We start from the raw sequence: 16,755 nt of genomic DNA on the forward strand, positions 1-16,755 counted from the left end.
CACCCCGGCCGCGACCGTGCCCATCGAGACCAGGGCGTCGGCCTGCCGCACCACCCGGGACGCCTCACCCAGACCGGACCGGGTCACCCGGGCGTGGGCCGCCTCGAACGACCGGTCCCCCGGCCGCAAACTGTCCCCCGCGTCCCGGTCCGCGACCAGCAGGTGCGCCCGCGCCTCGGCCAACGCCGCCTCCGAGGCCCGCACCACCGCCAGCACCGACGCCCGGTCCGCACCCGTCCACGCCCGCGAGTCCCGAGCCACGACAGCCAGGGAGGACGTGGCGTCGCGCACCCGCGCCGCCACCTCCACCACCGCAACCGTCGTCTCGAACATGTGTACGATCCTACGCGAACCGGACACGCCCGGCAAGGCTCTGACCTGCACAAACATATCCACAGACACACCCACCGAGCCGCCCACAGCCCCAAGGACGAGGAGTCAGAGCGCGCGTTCTTCGATCGCGGGACGCCGGGGGTCGTCGACATGCACCACCACGTCGGCCACCTGCATCGGCTCCGTCTCCTCGTCGTACCGCGCGAACGCGGGCAGGGTCCACCGGTCGTCGGCCGCGACCCGCCGCTCCAGGGTGGCGCGCCGGACCGTGAGGTGGACGGTGAGCTCGGCATCGAGCCAACGCCCGAGCAGCAGGCTGCCGTCGAGCACCAGGACGGCCCGATCGGGAGCCTGCTCGTAGCCGGCGCGGGTCGCGCGGTCGGTCCGGACGTCCCAGAGCGTCGGCAGGTACCGCCCGGACGCGGCGAACGGGTCGAGCACCTCACGGCCGAGCGCGCCGACGTCGAGCCGGTCCTCCAGGGAGTCGGCATCGTGACGGCCGTGCTCGAACCGGACGGAGGCGGGCCGGAGGAACTCCTCGGCGTGCACCCGCACGACGGCGCGACCGGCCGCACGCAGGGGTGCGACGAGCGCGTCAGCCAGGTCGGACGGCCGGGTCGGGGGTGCCCCGTCGACGAGCACACGGACCCTGCCGTCGTGCTCGACGACCCGCCGCACGAGGTCGTCGACCAGCACCGCGGTGGTCACGGGCCGGATCGGGCTCAGGGCTGCCGACCCTCGGCGTCCCCCGCGGCCTGCTCCCGCTCGTCGATGACGTCCTGACCGGGCCCGGAGAAGTGTCGCGACCGCTCCAGGGCGTCGATGCTGCCCGTGAACAGCCGCGCGTCCTGGCCGCCGGTGGTGATGGTCTGGGTGTCGTCGGCCGACCACCCACCGGGCACCGGCAGCGTCGGTGTCGGTGTCGGGGCGGTCTCCGGTCGGGCTCGGCGGCCAGAGGTGGGAGCGGGCGCGGTGCCCTCCCAGCGGGTCTTGGGCAGGCTCTGCGGCGCCTCGTGCTGGAGCCACCCGACCAGCCCCTCGCGGACGTAGCAGCGCAGGTCGAACAGGGTGGGGGCGTCGACCGCGCTGGCCAGCGCCCGGACGCGGACCAGCCCGCCGACCGCGTCGGTGACCTGGAGGATCCCGACGCGGCGGTCCCACAGGTCGGTGTCCTGGAGCAGCCGCGTGAGCTCGGTGCGCATCGCCTCGACGGGGACCTCCCAGTCCACGTCCAGCTCGACGGTGCCCAGCAGGTCGGCGGCGCGGCGGGTCCAGTTCTCGAACGGGGTCGTCGTGAAGTAGGTGGACGGCAGGATCAGGCGGCGGTCGTCCCAGACGTGCACGACCACGTAGGTGAGCGTGATCTCCTCGATCCGCCCCCACTGGTCGCTGACCACCACCACGTCGTCCACGCGGATGGCGTCGGTGAACGCGAGCTGCAGGCCGGCGAACACGTTGGCCAGCGAGCTCTGCGCGGCGAGGCCGGCGACGATCGAGATGAGTCCGGCTGACGCGAGCAGGCTGGCGCCGAGCGTGCGGGCCGACGGGAACGTCAGCAGGATCGCGGCGATCGCGCAGATCACCAGGATCGCGACCGTGATCCTGCGGAGTACCTGGACCTGCGTGCGGACGCGGCGGGCGTGCCGGTTGTCGGCGACGTCGATCCGGTACCGCTGCAGGGCGGCGTCCTCGAGCACGAACGCGAAGCTCCCGACGAGCCAGGCCACGGTGATGATCAGCGCGATGAGCAGCACGTGCTCGACGGTCCGGGTCCAGTCCGAGGGGTCGGTGCTCAGCCGCAGCGCGATCCAGACGGCGACGACCAGCAGGACCGCCCGCATGGGCCGGCGTGAGCGTCGGGAGAGGTCCGCCGCGACGGCGGACGTGCGCGCGACGCGGCGGACCAGCACGGACAGGAGCGTCGCCGCGAGGTAGGCGACCACGACGGCGGCCAGGATCGAGAGGGTCGGGACGACGACACCCTGGACGTCGTCGGCCACGGTCTCGTCGGTGGCGCCGGGGAGCAGGAGAGGGAGCACGTCCCTCAGCGTAGGCAGTTGCCGGTGTGGGCGGTGAACCGACGTAGGTGCGCCCCGTCCCCGCTTCTGGGGGACGGGGCGCCACGGAGAGGCGTCTCGCCGGCACGAGGCTTGGCGCACTCCCTGAACCCTGACGGGCGGCCCGGCTCTCGCCGTGACCCTCGGCAACGCGGCCCTGCTGATCCTGCTAGCAGCCGGTCGCCCCGGTTCCGGCGCGATCGACTAGAACAGTTCTAGCACTACCACGCTCGTACCGCATCCTTTCCATGTGTCGATCTTGTATTGGTAAAGGCGTCCAGCTGGAGGTCGTATGGATTCGACACGACCGAGGAGATCATGAGCCCGACTCTCGTCGTCCGACGCCCGTTCGACCCCACGCCCGCCCTGGCCTCGCTCGTCGCCCACGCGGTGCCGGGCGTCGAGACCGTCGAGGGCTGCACCGTCCGGCGCGCCGTCCGGCTCGGCGGGACCCTCGCTCTCGTCGAGGTCACCCTGGGTCCCGACCGGATCGACGTCAGCGCCAGCGCGGGGTCGCCGGCCGAGCTCCGCGAGCTCGCCGACCGCTGGTTCGGGCTCGCCGACGACCTCGCCGTCGTGCACGCGGCGCTCGGTGACGACCTGTTGATCGGCCCCTTGGTCCGCTCCCGGCCGGGCCTGCGGATCCTGGGCCATCCCGACGGGTTCGAGGCCGCCGCCACGACCGTGCTCGGCCAGCAGGTCTCGCTCGCGGCCGCCCGCACGTTCGGGGGTCGGCTCGCCGCCGCCTACGGGCACCCCGGCCCGGGTGGGCTGACCGTCTACCCCTCGCCGGCGGAGCTCGCCGCGGTGGACCCGGTGGAGCTCCAGGCGGCCGTGCGGGTCACCCACTCCCGAGCGCGGACGCTGCACGCGCTCGCGCAGGCGTGCGCAGACGGACTCACCCTGGCCCCGGGTGCCGAGGACGTCCGGCCACGCCTGCTCGCGCTGCCCGGCATCGGCCCGTGGACGGCCGACTACCTGGCGCTGCGGGTGCTGGGGGACCGCGACGCGATGCCGGTCGGCGACCTGGTGCTGCGCCGGGCGCTCGACGTCCCCGACGCGGCGGCGGTGGCGCGCGCGGCCGAGTCCTGGCGCCCGTGGCGCGCCTACGCCTCCGCGCACCTGTGGGCGGCCACCGCGTACGCACTCTGAGCAGCAGGAACGCGTTCCGGTGACGGCACGGTCACGATTGCGCCCGGCACGCGCCGGTGCAGTCACGATTGCGTCACACGCCCCCCTGGCCATCCCTGTTCCCCCTACGTTCGCCGCATGACGACGACGACGAGCCACCTCGCACCGAAGGTCCGCACCCGCTCGACCCGCCTGGTGGTCGCCGGCGTGATCGCCCTGACCGCCCTGCTCGGCGCGTGCAGCGCCGGCTCGGACAGCGGGATGAGCAGCACCGACGAGGCCGCGTCGGGGGCGCTCGGCGGCGAGGTGCGCCCCGACGCCGCCGAGGCTCCGGCGGACGGGAGCGTCGAGCAGGCCGCGAGCACGTCCGACGCCGACCGGCAGGTGATCCAGACCGGCGACGTCCGCATGACGGTCACGGACCCGCGGGAGGCCGCGGACGCGGTGGTCGCCCTGGCCGAGGGCGCCGGCGGTCGCGTCGACGACAGGTCGGAGCACGCCGCGACGAAGGACGACGTCGGCACCGCGGAGCTGACCATCCGCCTGCCCGCCGACGAGGTGAGCGAGGCGGTCGACGGCCTGCGCACGCTCGGCACCATCGACCAGCTGAACCTCACCAGCGAGGACGTCACCGGCACCGCGCAGGACCTGGACGCCCGCATCCGCGCCCTCCAGCTCTCCGTGGCGCGGATGGAGGACCTGCTCACGCGGGCGACCACCAACGAGCAGCTCATCGCGGCCGAGAACGCGCTGACCGAGCGGCAGTCCAACCTCGAGCAGCTCCAGTCCGAGCGCGCCCGCCTGGCCGAAAAGGTGCGCCTGTCCACGATCCACGTCGCGCTGTACGGACCCGAGCTTGCTCCGGTCGCGCCCGTGGAGCCGGCCACCGGTCCGCAGTCGTTCCTCGACGGGCTGGCCACCGGCTGGGACGCCCTGGTGGCCGTTGCCGCCGGGGTGGCTATCGTCGTGGGTGTGCTCCTCCCCTGGCTCGCCTTCGGCGGTGCGGTCGCCGCGCTCGTCGTGGCCGCCGTCCGGTGGACTCGTCGCCGCCGCACGCCGGCCCCCCTCGGCGCGCCGGCGCCCGTCCTCGTGACCCCCGTCCCCTCCGTCCTGCCCGACGAGCACGAGCCGCGCTGAGCATGGCGATGTTCGTGCTGCTCCACGTGCGCGGTCCGGCCGTCCCCGACGGCCAGACCGTCGGTGAGCAGGCGGGCATCGCCGGGCACTACGACTTCCTCCGGCGGCGCAGAGGTGCGGGCCAGCTGGTGCTCGCCGGCCCGTTCCTCGACACGGAGGGGGCGGGGATGACGATCCTCGAGGTGGAGTCGGCGGAGGAGGCCCAGCGGCTGGCGGCGCACGACGACCAGGCGGTCGTGGACGGCGTGCTCGCCGTGACGGTGCGCCCCTGGCGCGTGGTGATGTCCGGGAGCTAGCCGGCGGCGGCGCGGCGGACCGCGTCGATCGAGCGAGCCACGTCCTCGGCATCCGTGGACCAGTTGCTCACGGAGACGCGCAGCACGTCGCGGCCCTGCCAGCGCGAGCCGGACATCCACGTCACGCCGTCGGCGAGGAGTCGCGCCGTCACCTCCCGCGTGCGCTCGTCCGAGCCGAACGCGACGCTGACCTGCGTGAACACGACGTCGTTGACGATCTCGGCACCCTCGATCGCGGCGATCCCGTCCGCGATCGCCCGGGCGGTGGACGCGAGGCCGTCGACGAGGTCCTCGACGCCGGACCGGCCCAGCGACCGCAGCGCCGCCCACACCGGGACGCCACGGGCGCGGCGCGACAGCTCGGGCACCCGCTCCATCGGGTCACCCGCGCCCTGGAACGTCGCGAAGTACTCGGCGTGCATGCCGAAGGTGCGGCGCAGTGGTTCCGGGTCCGCGACGATCGCGAGGCCGCAGTCGTACGGCACGTTGAGGGTCTTGTGGGCGTCGGTGGCCCACGAGTCCGCCCGCTCGTGGCCCGCCAGCAGACCACGCAGGCGCGGGGAGGCCGCCGCCCACAGCCCGAACGCCCCGTCCACGTGCACCCAGGCGCCGTGCGCGTGAGCCACCTCGATGGCGTCGGCCATCGGGTCGAACGCGCCCGAGTGCAGGTTGCCGGCCTGGAGGCAGACGATCGTCGGGCCGTCGCCCTCGGCCAGAGCCCGCGCGAGGGAGTCGACGACCAGCCGGCCCTGGCCGTCCGCGGACACGGCGGTCGGCGTCCCCAGCCCCAGGTAGCGCAGCGCCAGGTCGACGGTCCCGTGCCGCTCCTCCCCGACGAGCACACGGACCCGCGGACCGCCCGACAGGCCGTCCCGCTCAACGTCCCAGCCCGCGTCGGTGAGCACGCGCTGGCGCGCGGCGGCCAGCCCGGTGAAGTTGGCCATCGTCGCGCCCGTGACGAACCCGACGTCGGCCCCGGCGGGCAGCCCGAGCAGGTCCAGCGCCCACGCGCCCGCGGCCTCCTCCACCGCCACGACACCCGGGGTGGCGTGCCGCATCGCGGTGTTCTGGTCCCACGCGCTGGTCAGCCAGTCGGCGGCGAGCGCGGCCGGCAGGGTGCCACCGATGACCCAGCCGAAGAAGCGGCCCGACGGCATGCCCATGAGGCCGGGCTCGATGCCGGCGGCGAGCTCGTCGACGACCGCCTCCGGGGCGGTGGGACCCTCCGGCAGCGGGCCGCCGAGCACCGGCGCGAGAGCATCGGCGTCGACCCTCGGGTGCACGGGTCGGTCGGCCAGGGACGTCAGCCACTCGCGGGCGTGGTGGGTCGCGCGGTCGAGTGCGGGTGCGAACTCGGGCCACCGTGCCGTCATGTGCCCCAGCCTGCCACCGGCGCGCGCGAGTTCACCCGGTGGGTTCGTCCCGGCCTGTCGGGAGTTGCGTCGCGCGGTCACCCGGACGGGCGAGTCGGGGCCGAGGGCGGGTCACTACCGTCGAGGGACGTGTGGCCAGCAGGGAAGAAGGTGGACGTGAGCGCGACGGGCAAGGACCCGCAGTGGCGCGACGCCGAGCGGTTCGCCGAGCGGCACGCCCGGACCGTCCTCGCACGCACCGACGTCCGCGTCACCGGTCCCGGGTCGGCCATCGAGCTCGACCTCGTGGGCATCGACTTCGCCGCCCGCGTCGAGCACCGCCGGAGCCCCGTGGGTCGGCAGGACCTCGAGGACCTGCGCGCCGCCGCGGGCTCGTTCGTCGCCGTCTTCTACTCGCGCTCCGGCTTCACCAAGACCGCCGTGCTCTGGGCCGAGGAACATCGCCTGGCTCTGTTCGGGTACACCGACACGGGGTACGCGAGCCCGGTCAACCCGTGCGCCGTCGAGCTCGTGCACCGCGCCCAGGCCGACTCCGAGCACCACGTGCGCGTGGCCACGGAGCTGGTCTCGCGCCGGGCGACCGAGGCGCGGCAGGCGGCCGAGCGACGCGAGCGCGAGGCCGCGGCCGACGAGCTGCGGGCCGAGGACGACGCCCGCCAGGCCGCGGAGCGCCGACGGATCCAGCGGGTGCGCTCGGAGACCCTGCTGGGCCGGACGGTCGTGCTGCTGCTCCAGATCCAGATCGTGCCCGGCACCCTGACCGCCACGATCGACCGCCTCGCGCACTCGACGATCGTCTCGGCCGTCGCGGACTCCGCCGATCGGCTGTCCATGGGCGACCGACCGCACGCCGTGGCGCTGGTGCGCTCGATGTTCGACGACGCGGCGGCCGCCCTCGAGGTGCTCACGCCGCCGACTGCCCGGGACACGGCGAACTACCGCACCTCGGCCCAGGCGATCGACCGCGGCCTGGACGCGCTCGACGCCGCGGACGGCCTCGGGTCTGTGGGCCACGTCGCGCCCGAGCTGGTGGCCTCGCAGCTGCGGCAGGCCGACCGGTGCTGGCGTGCCCTCGTCGGAGAGCTGGTCAAGGCGCTCCCGGCCCCCAGCCTCGGCGACGTCCCCGCACCGCGCCGGCCGCGCCACCTCACGCGGTCGAGCACCGTCTGACGGGACCGGCCCGGTATCACCCGGGAACGCCACGGTTCCTGATCCTCGTGGTCGCACTGTCAGGGACGTCGCAGCATCGCGGTCCGCCCGTGTCCACCCCTGCCGGGATCGTCGGACGGGGGGCCGAGCGCCGCCGCCTCGACGCGTTCGCCCACGAGATCGGCACGCCGGGGCACTCGCTCGTGCTGGTGGGTGAGGCCGGGATCGGCAAGACGACCCTGTGGGGCTACGGGGTCGAGCGCTGCCGGGCCGCGCAGGCGCACGTGCTCGTGGCCAGGCCGAGCGAGGACGACCGCGACAACCCCGCGCAGGGCCTGCGGGACCTGTTCGCCCGGCACCCGGCGTGCGCGGACCTGGCGCAGGACCTGCCCGTGGTCGAGCGCTCGCGATGGGTGCTGGACCAGCTGCGCGCCCTCGCCGCCGACCGGCCGGTCGTGCTCGCCGTCGACGACCTGCCGTGGCTCGACGACATCACCCGGCGCACCCTGCGCTTCGCCCTGCGCCGGCTCGGCGACGACCCCGTCGCCCTGCTGGCGACCGCGCGGACCTGGAGCCCGGAGGAGCTGGCCATCCCCACCCCGGGGCTCGACGACGGCGTGGAGCTGCTGGGCGTCGTCGGCCTCGAACCCGCCAGTCTGCGGCGCCTCCTCACCACGGTCACGCCCGGCCTCGGCACCCCGGTTGCCACCCAGCTGGGCGACCTGGCGCACGGGAACCCCTTCTTCGCGCTCGAGCTGGCACGCGCCCACCGCCACGGCACCGGCGCCCCTCCCCCGGGATCCGCTCTCGCGGCACTCGCCCACCGCGTCGCCGGGCTCCCACCCGCCACCCTCGGGCTGGTCCGGCTGCTCGCCGTCGCCGGTCCGACCCCGCTGCGAGTCCTCGCGGCGGCGGCTGGGACGACCACCGTCGACGCCGCGGTCCGCCCAGGGCTCGACGCCGAGGTGGTCACGCTGGAGCACGACTTCGTCCTGCGGTTCTCGCACCCGCTGATCGCGACCGCGGTGCTCGGCGGGATGCACGCGCTGGACCGCCGCGGTCTGCACGCCGCGCTGGCGCAGGTCGTCGACGACCCCGACTCCCGGGCGGTGCACCTCGCCCGGGCCGCGGACGGTCCCGATGCCGCCGCCGCGGACGAGATCGAGGCGGCCGCGCTGCGGATCGCCCGGCGGGGTGCACCGCGGCTGGCGGCCGACCTGCTCGGTGACAGCATCCGGCTCACCCCGCCCGACGACGCCGACGCCTCCGTCCGCAGGACCCTCGCGCGGATGATGCAGTGCGCCACAGCCGGCGACCTCCCGACGGCCCTGCGGCTCGCCGACTCGCTCCTGGAGCGCCTCGACCCCGGTCCCCTGCGTGCGGCGGTGGTGACCGGACGGGTCGTGCTCGACTTCACCGACGCGGAGACCGTGCTGCGGACCGCCCTGGAGGAGGTGCCTGACGACGGCTCGACCGCGCACGAGTGCCTGCGGGGCCGTGTGCTGGGGCTCCTCGGGTGGCTGCTCGCGATCCACCTCGGCCGGCTCGACGAGGGGCTGCGCTACGCGGAAGCTGCCCTCGCGATCGGGCGCGCGCGCGACGACGCGGTCCTCGTCGCGCAGGCCGCGTCCGCGGTGTCCACCGCGTCACTGATGCTCGGGCGACGGACGGACGGGCTGATCGAGGAGGCCGTGGACTGCGGGTCCGAGGTCGTGCAGTCCCAGCTCGCCCTCTGGCCGCGGGTGCTCCAGGGCCGCCAGCAGCTGTGGGACGGTCGACTCGAGCAGGCCCGCGCCGGCCTCGACCACATGCATCGCAGCGCGATCAGCAACGGGGCCGAGTTCCAGCGGTCCTACCGGCTCTGCGACCTGGCCCAGGTGGCGCTCGCGGCGGGCCGGCTGGATGCCGCGGCCACGCACGTCGTCGAGGGCACGGAGGCGGCCGACGACTGCGGCGACGAGCGCGCCCTGGCGTGGCTGGCCTACCCGGCCGGGCTGCTGGCGGGCCTCCGGGGGGACGCGGACGCGGCCCACGCGCACGCCGACCGGCTGGACTCCTGGGCCGCCCGCGTCGGGGAGCAGCCGAGGCGCGCGATGGCGGCCCACGTCCGCGGGGTCGCCGCGGCGGCCGGCCGCGACTGGCAGGCGGGCCTCGACGAGCTGCTCAGCGCGCTGCGGGAGCTCGACGCGATGGGATGTGCGCACCCGGGCGTGGTGCCGGTCCTGCCGCAGGCGATCCAGCTGGCCAGCCTGACCGGGGCCACCGAGCAGGTGGCGCACCTGCGGGACCGGTTGCAGGTGCAGTGCGCCGCCCTGGCGTCCCCGTGGGCGGACGCGCAGCTGCTGGCCGCGACCGGCCAGCTGCTGCTCCTGCGCGACGAGCCGGACGCGTTCGGCACGCTCGCCGGCGCGTACCACCGGCTCGTGGGACTCGGCTACGGCCTCGACGCCGCGCGGACAGGATCGTTCGCGATGGCCGCGGGGCTGCGGGCCGGCCGACGCCCACCGGTGCGGGAGATCGGTGACCGGTGCCTCGCCACGGTCGTCGGCGCGGGCGTGCGCGGGTGGGACACCGTGGTCCGCGAGCTCCTGGACCGAGCCCGCGGCGGGTCCGACGACGACCTGACCCCGACCGAGAGCGAGATCGCGACGCTCGTCGCGGACGGTCTGCGCAACCGGGAGATCGCGGCCCGGATGTTCGTCAGCGAGTCGACGGTCGAGGCGCACCTGACCCGGACCTACCGCAAGCTCGGCCTGCGCAACCGCGCGGAACTGTCCCGGCGGGTCGTCCGGTCCGGGGGCGGGCCCCCGTAGGCGGCCGTCAGGCCGGCGTGCCCGGCGTGCCCGGTGTGCCGGACGGCGCGGGGACCCAGCGCTCGGTGGGCATGAGGATCCACAGCAGCGGGTAGACGATGAGCTGGCTGCCGGGCAGGACGAACAGGATGAGCACGAACAGCAGCCGCGCGTGGAACGGGGCGATGCCGAACCGTCGGCCCAGGCCGGCGCACACCCCACCCAGCACACGGCCGTCGACCGGCCGGACCAGGCCCTGTCGAGCCATGCCGTCGTGGATGGTGCCCATGGTGCTGCTCCTCTCGTGCCGGCCCTAGCGGCCGAACTCCCCCAGCATGCCGCCGACACGGCACCGGGCGCATCGGTGATCGCCCGGAGGCCCACCCTGAGATCCGCTACTTGTCACCGTTCCCCTTGCCGGGCTTCTTGCCCTTGTCCTTCGGGGCCACGACCTCGGGCGCGGCCGGCTCGGGCGTGACCGGCTCAGCCGCAGCCTGCTCAGCCGCAGCCTGCGCCGCAGCGTCGGCCGCGGCCTGCTCCGCGGCGAGGTCGGCGGCGACACGGTCGAGGGCGGCGACGATCTCGTCGTACCGCTCCGTCGACACCTCACCCGCGTCCTTGCCGGCGTCGAGCGCAGCCCGGGTGTCGGTGAGCAGGGACTGCGCGTCCACCCAGCGGCCCTCCGCCGCCGCCGCCGTGACGGTGAGCACGCTCTCCTGGAGCGCCTGTGCGCGGTCAGTCTCCAGCTCGGTGCTGCCCGCGCACGACCCGCACACGAGCGCCGTGGCCAGGACGACGGCCGCCCAGCCGACAGGGCGCCTCACGGCTCCACGCTCTCTTGCAGCCGCGTCAGCGACTCGCCGAGCGTGCCCTGGACCGTCGGGTAGGCGGGAGGGGTCTGCTGCGCGCCGTCGCCCGTCACCAGCTGCGCGACGAGGAGCACGCCGCCCACCAGGAGCACCGCGGCACCCACGACCAGCGCCCGCGGGGACCGCAGGCGAGCCCACCGACCTCCCCCAGGCACGTCCGCGGGCGGCGGTTCCACCCGGGGGACGGCACGCGTCGCCGCGAGCTGTTCGGTGTCGCCCGCGCCGGCAGCGGCGACGGGCAGCAGGAGCGTCTCGTCCGCCGGGGAGGCCAGGATCGCGGCCAGGTCGTCCGCCACCTCCTGCGCGGTGGGACGGTCCTCCGGCGCCATCCGCGTCATCCGTGCCAGCAGGTCGCCCAGGCGGGGGTCGAGCTGGTCCGGGACCGTCGGGGACATGGTCAGCCGGGCGGCAGCCACCTCCGCGGCCGTCCCGGTGAAGGCGGCCTTCCCGGTCGCGCACTCGAGCAGGACGAGACCGAGCCCGTAGACGTCGGTGGGCGGTCCGAGCGCGCTCCCGGTGGCCTGCTCCGGGCTCAGGTAGCTCATGGTCCCCAGCGTCATGCCCGTCATCGTGAGCCGGGTGGCACCCGCCAGCCGAGCGATCCCGAAGTCGGCGAGCTTGGCGGTCGGTCCGCCGCTGCGGTCGGTCAGCAGGATGTTGGCGGGCTTGATGTCGCGGTGGATGATCTCTCGCGCGTGCACCACCGCGAGCGCCTCGGCCACGTCCCTGCCGATGGTCGCGGTCAGCGCGACCCCGAGAGCACCCTCCCGCAGCCGCTCGCCCAGCGTCGGCCCGTCCACCAGCTCCATCACGAGGTAGACCTGCTGCGACCCGTCCTCGTGGTGCACGGTGCCGGCGTCGTGCAGCGTGACGAGGCCCGGGTGGCTGAGCGTGGCCAGCACACGGATCTCGGCGCGGTTCCGCAGCAGGTCGTCGGTGTCCTCGTGGACCGGGGGGAACACCTTGACGGCGACGTCACGGTCCAGCAGGAGGTCCCGCGCCCGGTGCACGGTCGCCATCCCGCCGCGGCCCAGGACCGCGTCCAGCCGGTAGCGGTCGCCGAGCACCACGGGCTCCGGCGCGTCCACCGGGTCCGGCCGCGACCCGTCGACGTGTTCCAGCATGTGGCCAGACCCTAGGCGTGCTGGACGGCAGCCGCACGCCGGGACCGGGCGAATCCGGGGCGGGCGCGGCGTAGGACCTTGGGCCCTGGTCCGTCGGCGCCACGGCAGCGCACGCTCGAAGCAGCTGCCGATGTGGGGCAGACCGCCACCAACGGGGCGCAGCACCGACGGCGAAGGAGCCCAGTCGTGAACGAGACCTGGAACGTGGCGATCTACCTCTTCGCCGACGACGACACCACCCACGGCGTGGTCACCGGTGCGCACGCCGTGCTGACGACGCCCACCGGCTCGACCCTGGACGGCTGGGGCCGCGCGCAGTTCAGCTCCTACGACCTCGACGTGCCCGAGGTCGGCACCGAGCTCGCCGCCGCGCGCGCCCTGCGCCAGCTGGCCGACCGACTGCTCCAGGCGACCTCCGAGGACCTCGACGACCTCGAGGTGCACGCGATCCACCTGGTGCGATGACGGGCACCCGCGCCCGCGCGCTGGTCGCCCCGCCGCGGGCGCGGACCGTCGCCCTCGCGCTCGACGGCCTCACCGTCGTCGGGGCGGTCGCGGGCGTCCAGGGATTCCTCTCGGGGCAGTTCGACCCGCTCGTGTCCCGGCTCTCCTTCGTCGACGGCCCGGCGGTCCCCGCCCTGGCCCTGGGCCTGTGCGTCGGGCTGCCGCAGGCGGTCGCCCTGACCCTCGGGCTGCGTCGCCATGCGCGCGCGCCCGAGGTGGGCGTCGGCGCGGGCGTGGTGCTGACCGGCTGGGTGCTCGCGCAGCTGCCGCTGATCGGCTGGACGTCGCCCGTGCAGTGGGCGTTCTTCGCGGTCGGGGTGGGTGAGTCCGTAGCTGCGCTCCTGTGGTGGAGGGCGGCGGTCGACTGACCCGGGTACCCGCAGGGACTCCCTCGGTCCTGCGGGGCACCGTACGGTCGGTGGCATGGACAACCGCGACGAGATCCGGGACTTCCTGGCCTCCAGGCGCGCCAGGATCACGCCCCAGCAGGCCGGGCTCCCCTCGTACGGCACCAATCGCAGGGTGGCGGGGCTGCGCCGCGAGGAGGTCGCGATGCTGGCCGGGGTGAGCGTCGACTACTACACGCGGCTCGAGCGCGGGAACCTCGGCGGGGTGTCGGAGAGCGTGCTGGACGCGCTGTGCAACGCCCTCCAGCTCGACGAGGCGGAGCGCATCCACCTGCACGACCTGGCCCGCACGGCCGGAGCCCGCCCGTCGCGCGCGCGACGGCGCCCGGGCCCGACCGAGGTGCGCCCGAGCGTCCGCGCCATGCTCGACGCGATGACCGGCGCCCCGGCGGTGGTCCGCAACGACCGGCTCGACATCCTGGCCACCAACCCGCTCGGCCGGGCTCTGTACTCGGAGCTCTACCGCGACCCGGTCCGCCCGGCCAACCACGCCCGGTTCGCCTTCCTGGACCCTCGGGCGAAGGACTTCTGGGTCGACTGGGAGCGGGCGGCGAACGACACCGTCGGGGTGCTGCGCGCCGAGGCCGGGCGGCACCCGTACGACCGGTCGCTGAGCGACCTCGTCGGCGAGCTGTCCACCCGCAGCGAGGACTTCCGCACCCGCTGGGCCGCGCACAACGTGCACCTGCACCGCGGCGGGACCAAGCTCATCAACCACCCCGTGGTGGGCCGGCTCGAGCTCATGTACGACACGCTCCAGCTGCCCGCGGACACCGGCCTGACGATGCTGGTCTACACGGCGGAGCCCGACAGCCCCACGGCCGACGCCCTCAAGGTGCTGGCCAGCTGGGCGGCGACCACCTCGTCCGCCGACGCACCAGGTGCCACACTGCCCGGATGAGCGTGCCCGACCCGTCCGAGTTCAGCGCCGCGTGGGTCTCCGCCTGGAACGCCCACGACCTCGACGCCGTCCTGGCCCACTTTCACGACGACGTGGTGTTCACCTCTCCCCTCGCGGCGCGCCTCGTGCCCGACAGCGGCGGCGTGCTGCGCGGCAAGGAGGCGCTGCGGCGCTACTGGACCGAGGGGCTGCGCCTCCTGCCGGACCTGCACCTCACCGTGGAACGCGTGTACGCGGGGGTCACCGCGCTGGTGATCACCTACCGCAACCAGGCCGGCGGCGTGGTGGACGAGGTGCTGGTCTTCGCGGACGGACTCGTCGTCGAGGGTCACGGCACGTACCTCGTGGAGCCCTGACGGCGTCGGCAAGCGTTGTCCGCTGAAATGTTTCACCCGTGGTGCCCGACCGTGGGCTCCCCCTAGCGTCGCCCGGGGTTCACCCGAGCCCGACCGACGTCGTCGTCGGCCGTCAGCGCCGCAGGAGGTCCACCATGTCCCACCCCCGCAGGACCGTCCCGTGGCTGATGGCGGCGACGCTCGCCGTCGGGGTCGGGGTCGCCGCCGCGCAGCCCGCGGCCGCGGCCGTCGGCTGCCGCGTCGACTACACGGTCACCAACCAGTGGTCCACCGGGTTCGGTGCGGACGTGAAGATCACCAACCTCGGCGACGCGGTCAACGGGTGGACGCTCACGTGGTCCTACGGTGCCGGGCAGACGGTCACACAGTCGTGGAACGCGACGACGACGCAGAGCGGCGCGCAGGTGACCGCGAAGAACGTCTCGTACAACGCGACCGTCGCCACCGGCGCGAGCGCGTCGTTCGGCTTCAACGGCACCTGGTCGGGGAGCAACCCCGTGCCCACGTCCTTCGCGCTCAACGGCACCACCTGCACGGGTGGCACCACGACGCCGACCAGCACGCCGACCGCGACGCCCACGACGACGGCCACCCCGACCGCCACTCCCACGCCCACCGCCACGCCCACCGCGCCGCCGGCCGGGGCCTGGCAGGCGGAGAAGCTGGACCGCGGGCTGATCAGCGTGCGCTCCGGGAGCGGCAACCTCGTCCAGTGGCGGCTGCTCGGCACGGAGGCCGCGAGCACCGGCTTCACCGTCTACCGCGGCGGCACCAAGATCGCCGGACCGATCACGGACTCCACCAACTACCTCGACGCGGGCGCGGCCGCGAGCGCCACCTACACGGTCCGCGCGGTGGTCAACGGCATCGAGCAGGCGGCGTCGGGCACGTCGCTGACGTTCGGCAACGGCTACCTCGACGTCCCGATCCAGCGGCCCAGCGCCGACCACGTGGCCAACGACGGCAGCGTCGGCGACCTCGACGGCGACGGACAGCTGGAGATCGTCCTCAAGTGGGACCCCACCAACGCCAAGGACAACTCGCAGTCCGGCGTCACCGGCAACGTCTTCGTCGACGCGTACGAGCTGAACGGCACGCGGCTGTGGCGGATCGACCTGGGCCGCAACATCCGCGCCGGTGCGCACTACACGCAGTTCCAGGTCTACGACTACGACGGTGACGGCAAGGCCGAGGTCGCGATGAAGACCGCGGACGGCACCCGCTCCGGCACCGGCCAGGTGATCGGCGACGCCAGCGCCGACTACCGGAACAGTGCCGGCTACGTGCTGACCGGACCCGAGTACTTCACCGTGTTCACCGGTCAGACCGGTGCGATCGCGGCGACGACGAGCTACGTCCCGCCCCGCGCCACGGTCTCCAGCTGGGGGGACAGCTACGGCAACCGCGTCGACCGGTTCCTCGCCGGCACCGCGTACCTCGACGGTCAGCGGCCGTCGATCATCATGGCCCGCGGGTACTACACGCGCGCCGTCGTCGTCGCGTGGGACTACCGCAACGGCCAGCTGACCCGGCGCTGGACGTTCGACTCGAACAGCTCCACCTCCGGCAACAGCACGTACGCCGGCCAGGGCAACCACTCGCTCTCTGTCGCCGACGTGGACCAGGACGGCAAGCAGGAGATCCTCTACGGCGCCGCCGCCATCGACGACAACGGCGCGGGCCTGTGGAACAACCGCACCGGGCACGGGGACGCCGGCCACGTCGGCGACCTGATCCCGAGCCGGCCCGGGCTCGAGTACTACAAGGTCACCGAGAGCGCGAGCCAGCCCGACAGCTGGATGGCCGACGCCCGCACCGGCCAGATCCTGTGGAGCACCCCGGCGGCCGGCGACAACGGCCGCGGCGTGTCCGACGACATCTGGTCCGGCAGCGCGGGCGCCGAGTCGTGGTCGTCGTCCGATTCGCAGCTGCGCAACACCTCCGGCCAGACCATCGGCCGCAAGCCCTCGTCGGCCAACTTCCTGGCGTACTGGGACGCGGACACGTCGCGCGAGCTGCTGGACGGGACGCACATCGACAAGTACGGCACCGGTGGCGACACGCGGCTGCTCACCGGCTCCGGGGTGCGGTCGAACAACGGCACCAAGTCCACCCCGGTGCTCTCGGGAGACCTGTTCGGCGACTGGCGCGAAGAAGTGATCTGGGCCAGGTCCGACGAGTCCGGGCTGCGGATCTACGCCACCCCGACGCCGACCACCACCCGCGTCTGGACCCTGCTGCACGACCAGACGTACCGCGTGGCGATCGCGTGGCAGAACACGGCCTACAACCAGCCGCCTCACACCGGGTTCTTCCTCGGCAGCCC

The 16,755-nt window shown here is 74.4% G+C and carries 17 protein-coding genes; 10 read left to right on the forward strand and 7 right to left on the reverse strand.

Annotated elements, in window-relative coordinates; translation table 11 throughout:
• The 3 genes from HP550_RS07165 to HP550_RS07175 all read right to left on the reverse strand — a co-directional run.
• Positions 1–333: hypothetical protein (locus HP550_RS07165; RefSeq protein WP_175346906.1), on the reverse strand; the 333-nt coding region annotated here is incomplete at its 3' end.
• 105 nt (positions 334–438) lie between these two features.
• Complete coding sequence (locus HP550_RS07170; RefSeq protein WP_343048031.1) at positions 439–1,041, reverse strand: nucleoside/nucleotide kinase family protein; 603 nt, start codon at positions 1,039–1,041, stop codon at positions 439–441.
• A 14-nt stretch (positions 1,042–1,055) separates the two neighbouring features.
• Positions 1,056–2,372, reverse strand: coding sequence for a mechanosensitive ion channel family protein (locus tag HP550_RS07175; RefSeq protein WP_343048032.1), 1,317 nt, complete (start codon positions 2,370–2,372; stop codon positions 1,056–1,058).
• A gap of 336 nt (positions 2,373–2,708) precedes the next feature.
• On the opposite strand from HP550_RS07175, the gene HP550_RS07180 reads away from it, so the two are divergent.
• The 3 genes from HP550_RS07180 to HP550_RS07190 all read left to right on the forward strand — a co-directional run bounded on the left by HP550_RS07180 (position 2,709) and on the right by HP550_RS07190 (position 4,954).
• On the forward strand, positions 2,709–3,542 hold the full coding sequence (locus HP550_RS07180; RefSeq protein ID WP_175346907.1) for a DNA-3-methyladenine glycosylase family protein: 834 nt from the start codon (positions 2,709–2,711) through the stop codon (positions 3,540–3,542).
• A gap of 117 nt (positions 3,543–3,659) precedes the next feature.
• On the forward strand, positions 3,660–4,658 hold the full coding sequence (locus HP550_RS07185) for a DUF4349 domain-containing protein (protein WP_175346908.1): 999 nt from the start codon (positions 3,660–3,662) through the stop codon (positions 4,656–4,658).
• 2 nt (positions 4,659–4,660) lie between these two features.
• Positions 4,661–4,954 carry a YciI family protein gene (locus HP550_RS07190; protein WP_175346909.1) on the forward strand — a complete coding sequence of 98 codons (294 nt, stop codon included), beginning with the start codon at positions 4,661–4,663 and terminating at the stop codon, positions 4,952–4,954.
• On the opposite strand, the gene HP550_RS07195 is transcribed toward HP550_RS07190, so the two are convergent.
• Entirely contained in the window at positions 4,951–6,327 is a 1,377-nt protein-coding gene (locus HP550_RS07195) for a pyridoxal phosphate-dependent decarboxylase family protein (protein ID WP_175346910.1), read from the reverse strand. The genes HP550_RS07190 and HP550_RS07195 overlap by 4 nt on opposite strands.
• A 156-nt stretch (positions 6,328–6,483) precedes the next feature.
• Here HP550_RS07195 and HP550_RS07200 point away from each other — a divergent pair, with 156 nt between their 5' ends.
• Entirely contained in the window at positions 6,484–7,497 is a 1,014-nt protein-coding gene (locus tag HP550_RS07200; protein WP_175346911.1) for a hypothetical protein, read from the forward strand.
• Positions 7,498–7,586: 89 nt separating this feature from the next.
• Positions 7,587–10,289 (forward strand): LuxR C-terminal-related transcriptional regulator, encoded by a 2,703-nt coding sequence (locus HP550_RS07205; protein ID WP_175346912.1) that lies wholly within the window; start codon positions 7,587–7,589, stop codon positions 10,287–10,289.
• Between the two features lie 7 nt (positions 10,290–10,296).
• On the opposite strand, the gene HP550_RS07210 is transcribed toward HP550_RS07205, so the two are convergent.
• The 3 genes from HP550_RS07210 to HP550_RS07220 form a co-directional block, all read right to left on the reverse strand.
• Positions 10,297–10,557, reverse strand: coding sequence for a PspC domain-containing protein (locus HP550_RS07210; protein WP_175346913.1), 261 nt, complete (start codon positions 10,555–10,557; stop codon positions 10,297–10,299).
• A 106-nt stretch (positions 10,558–10,663) separates the two neighbouring features.
• Positions 10,664–11,092: a hypothetical protein gene (locus HP550_RS07215; protein WP_175346914.1), complete on the reverse strand. Its 429-nt coding sequence runs from the start codon at positions 11,090–11,092 to the stop codon at positions 10,664–10,666.
• Positions 11,089–12,261, reverse strand: coding sequence for a serine/threonine-protein kinase (locus tag HP550_RS07220; RefSeq protein ID WP_175346915.1), 1,173 nt, complete (start codon positions 12,259–12,261; stop codon positions 11,089–11,091). Before HP550_RS07220 ends, HP550_RS07215 begins: the two co-directional genes overlap by 4 nt.
• 186 nt (positions 12,262–12,447) lie before the next feature.
• Here HP550_RS07220 and HP550_RS07225 point away from each other — a divergent pair, with 186 nt between their 5' ends.
• From HP550_RS07225 to HP550_RS07245, 5 genes are all read left to right on the forward strand, one after another.
• The gene (locus HP550_RS07225; RefSeq protein ID WP_175346916.1) at positions 12,448–12,726 is read left to right on the forward strand and encodes a dsRBD fold-containing protein; all 279 of its coding nucleotides are present in this window, start codon (positions 12,448–12,450) and stop codon (positions 12,724–12,726) included.
• Positions 12,723–13,133 (forward strand): hypothetical protein, encoded by a 411-nt coding sequence (locus HP550_RS07230; protein WP_175346917.1) that lies wholly within the window; start codon positions 12,723–12,725, stop codon positions 13,131–13,133. Before HP550_RS07225 ends, HP550_RS07230 begins: the two co-directional genes overlap by 4 nt.
• A 55-nt stretch (positions 13,134–13,188) precedes the next feature.
• Positions 13,189–14,073 carry a helix-turn-helix transcriptional regulator gene (locus HP550_RS07235; RefSeq protein WP_175346918.1) on the forward strand — a complete coding sequence of 295 codons (885 nt, stop codon included), beginning with the start codon at positions 13,189–13,191 and terminating at the stop codon, positions 14,071–14,073.
• Complete coding sequence (locus HP550_RS07240) at positions 14,070–14,429, forward strand: nuclear transport factor 2 family protein (RefSeq protein ID WP_175346919.1); 360 nt, start codon at positions 14,070–14,072, stop codon at positions 14,427–14,429. Before HP550_RS07235 ends, HP550_RS07240 begins: the two co-directional genes overlap by 4 nt.
• Positions 14,430–14,563: 134 nt before the next feature.
• On the forward strand, positions 14,564–16,755 hold a 2,192-nt coding region (locus HP550_RS07245; protein ID WP_175346920.1), incomplete at its 3' end, for a rhamnogalacturonan lyase family protein.

The sequence above is a fragment of the Cellulomonas humilata genome (genome assembly GCF_013359775.1).
GTDB lineage: Bacteria > Actinomycetota > Actinomycetes > Actinomycetales > Cellulomonadaceae > Cellulomonas > Cellulomonas humilata.

Bases quoted from the DNA above. Each gene is read 5' to 3' on its own strand.
- HP550_RS07190 (WP_175346909.1), top strand. From the start codon at position 4,661: ATGGCGATGTTCGTGCTGCTCCACGTGCGCGGTCCGGCCGTCCCCGAC.
- HP550_RS07180 (WP_175346907.1), top strand. From the start codon at position 2,709: ATGAGCCCGACTCTCGTCGTCCGACGCCCGTTCGACCCCACGCCCGCC.
- HP550_RS07195 (WP_175346910.1), bottom strand. From the start codon at position 6,327: ATGACGGCACGGTGGCCCGAGTTCGCACCCGCACTCGACCGCGCGACC.
- HP550_RS07185 (WP_175346908.1), top strand. From the start codon at position 3,660: ATGACGACGACGACGAGCCACCTCGCACCGAAGGTCCGCACCCGCTCG.
- HP550_RS07220 (WP_175346915.1), bottom strand. From the start codon at position 12,261: ATGCTGGAACACGTCGACGGGTCGCGGCCGGACCCGGTGGACGCGCCG.
- HP550_RS07210 (WP_175346913.1), bottom strand. From the start codon at position 10,557: ATGGGCACCATCCACGACGGCATGGCTCGACAGGGCCTGGTCCGGCCG.
- HP550_RS07235 (WP_175346918.1), top strand. From the start codon at position 13,189: ATGGACAACCGCGACGAGATCCGGGACTTCCTGGCCTCCAGGCGCGCC.
- HP550_RS07240 (WP_175346919.1), top strand. From the start codon at position 14,070: ATGAGCGTGCCCGACCCGTCCGAGTTCAGCGCCGCGTGGGTCTCCGCC.
- HP550_RS07230 (WP_175346917.1), top strand. From the start codon at position 12,723: ATGACGGGCACCCGCGCCCGCGCGCTGGTCGCCCCGCCGCGGGCGCGG.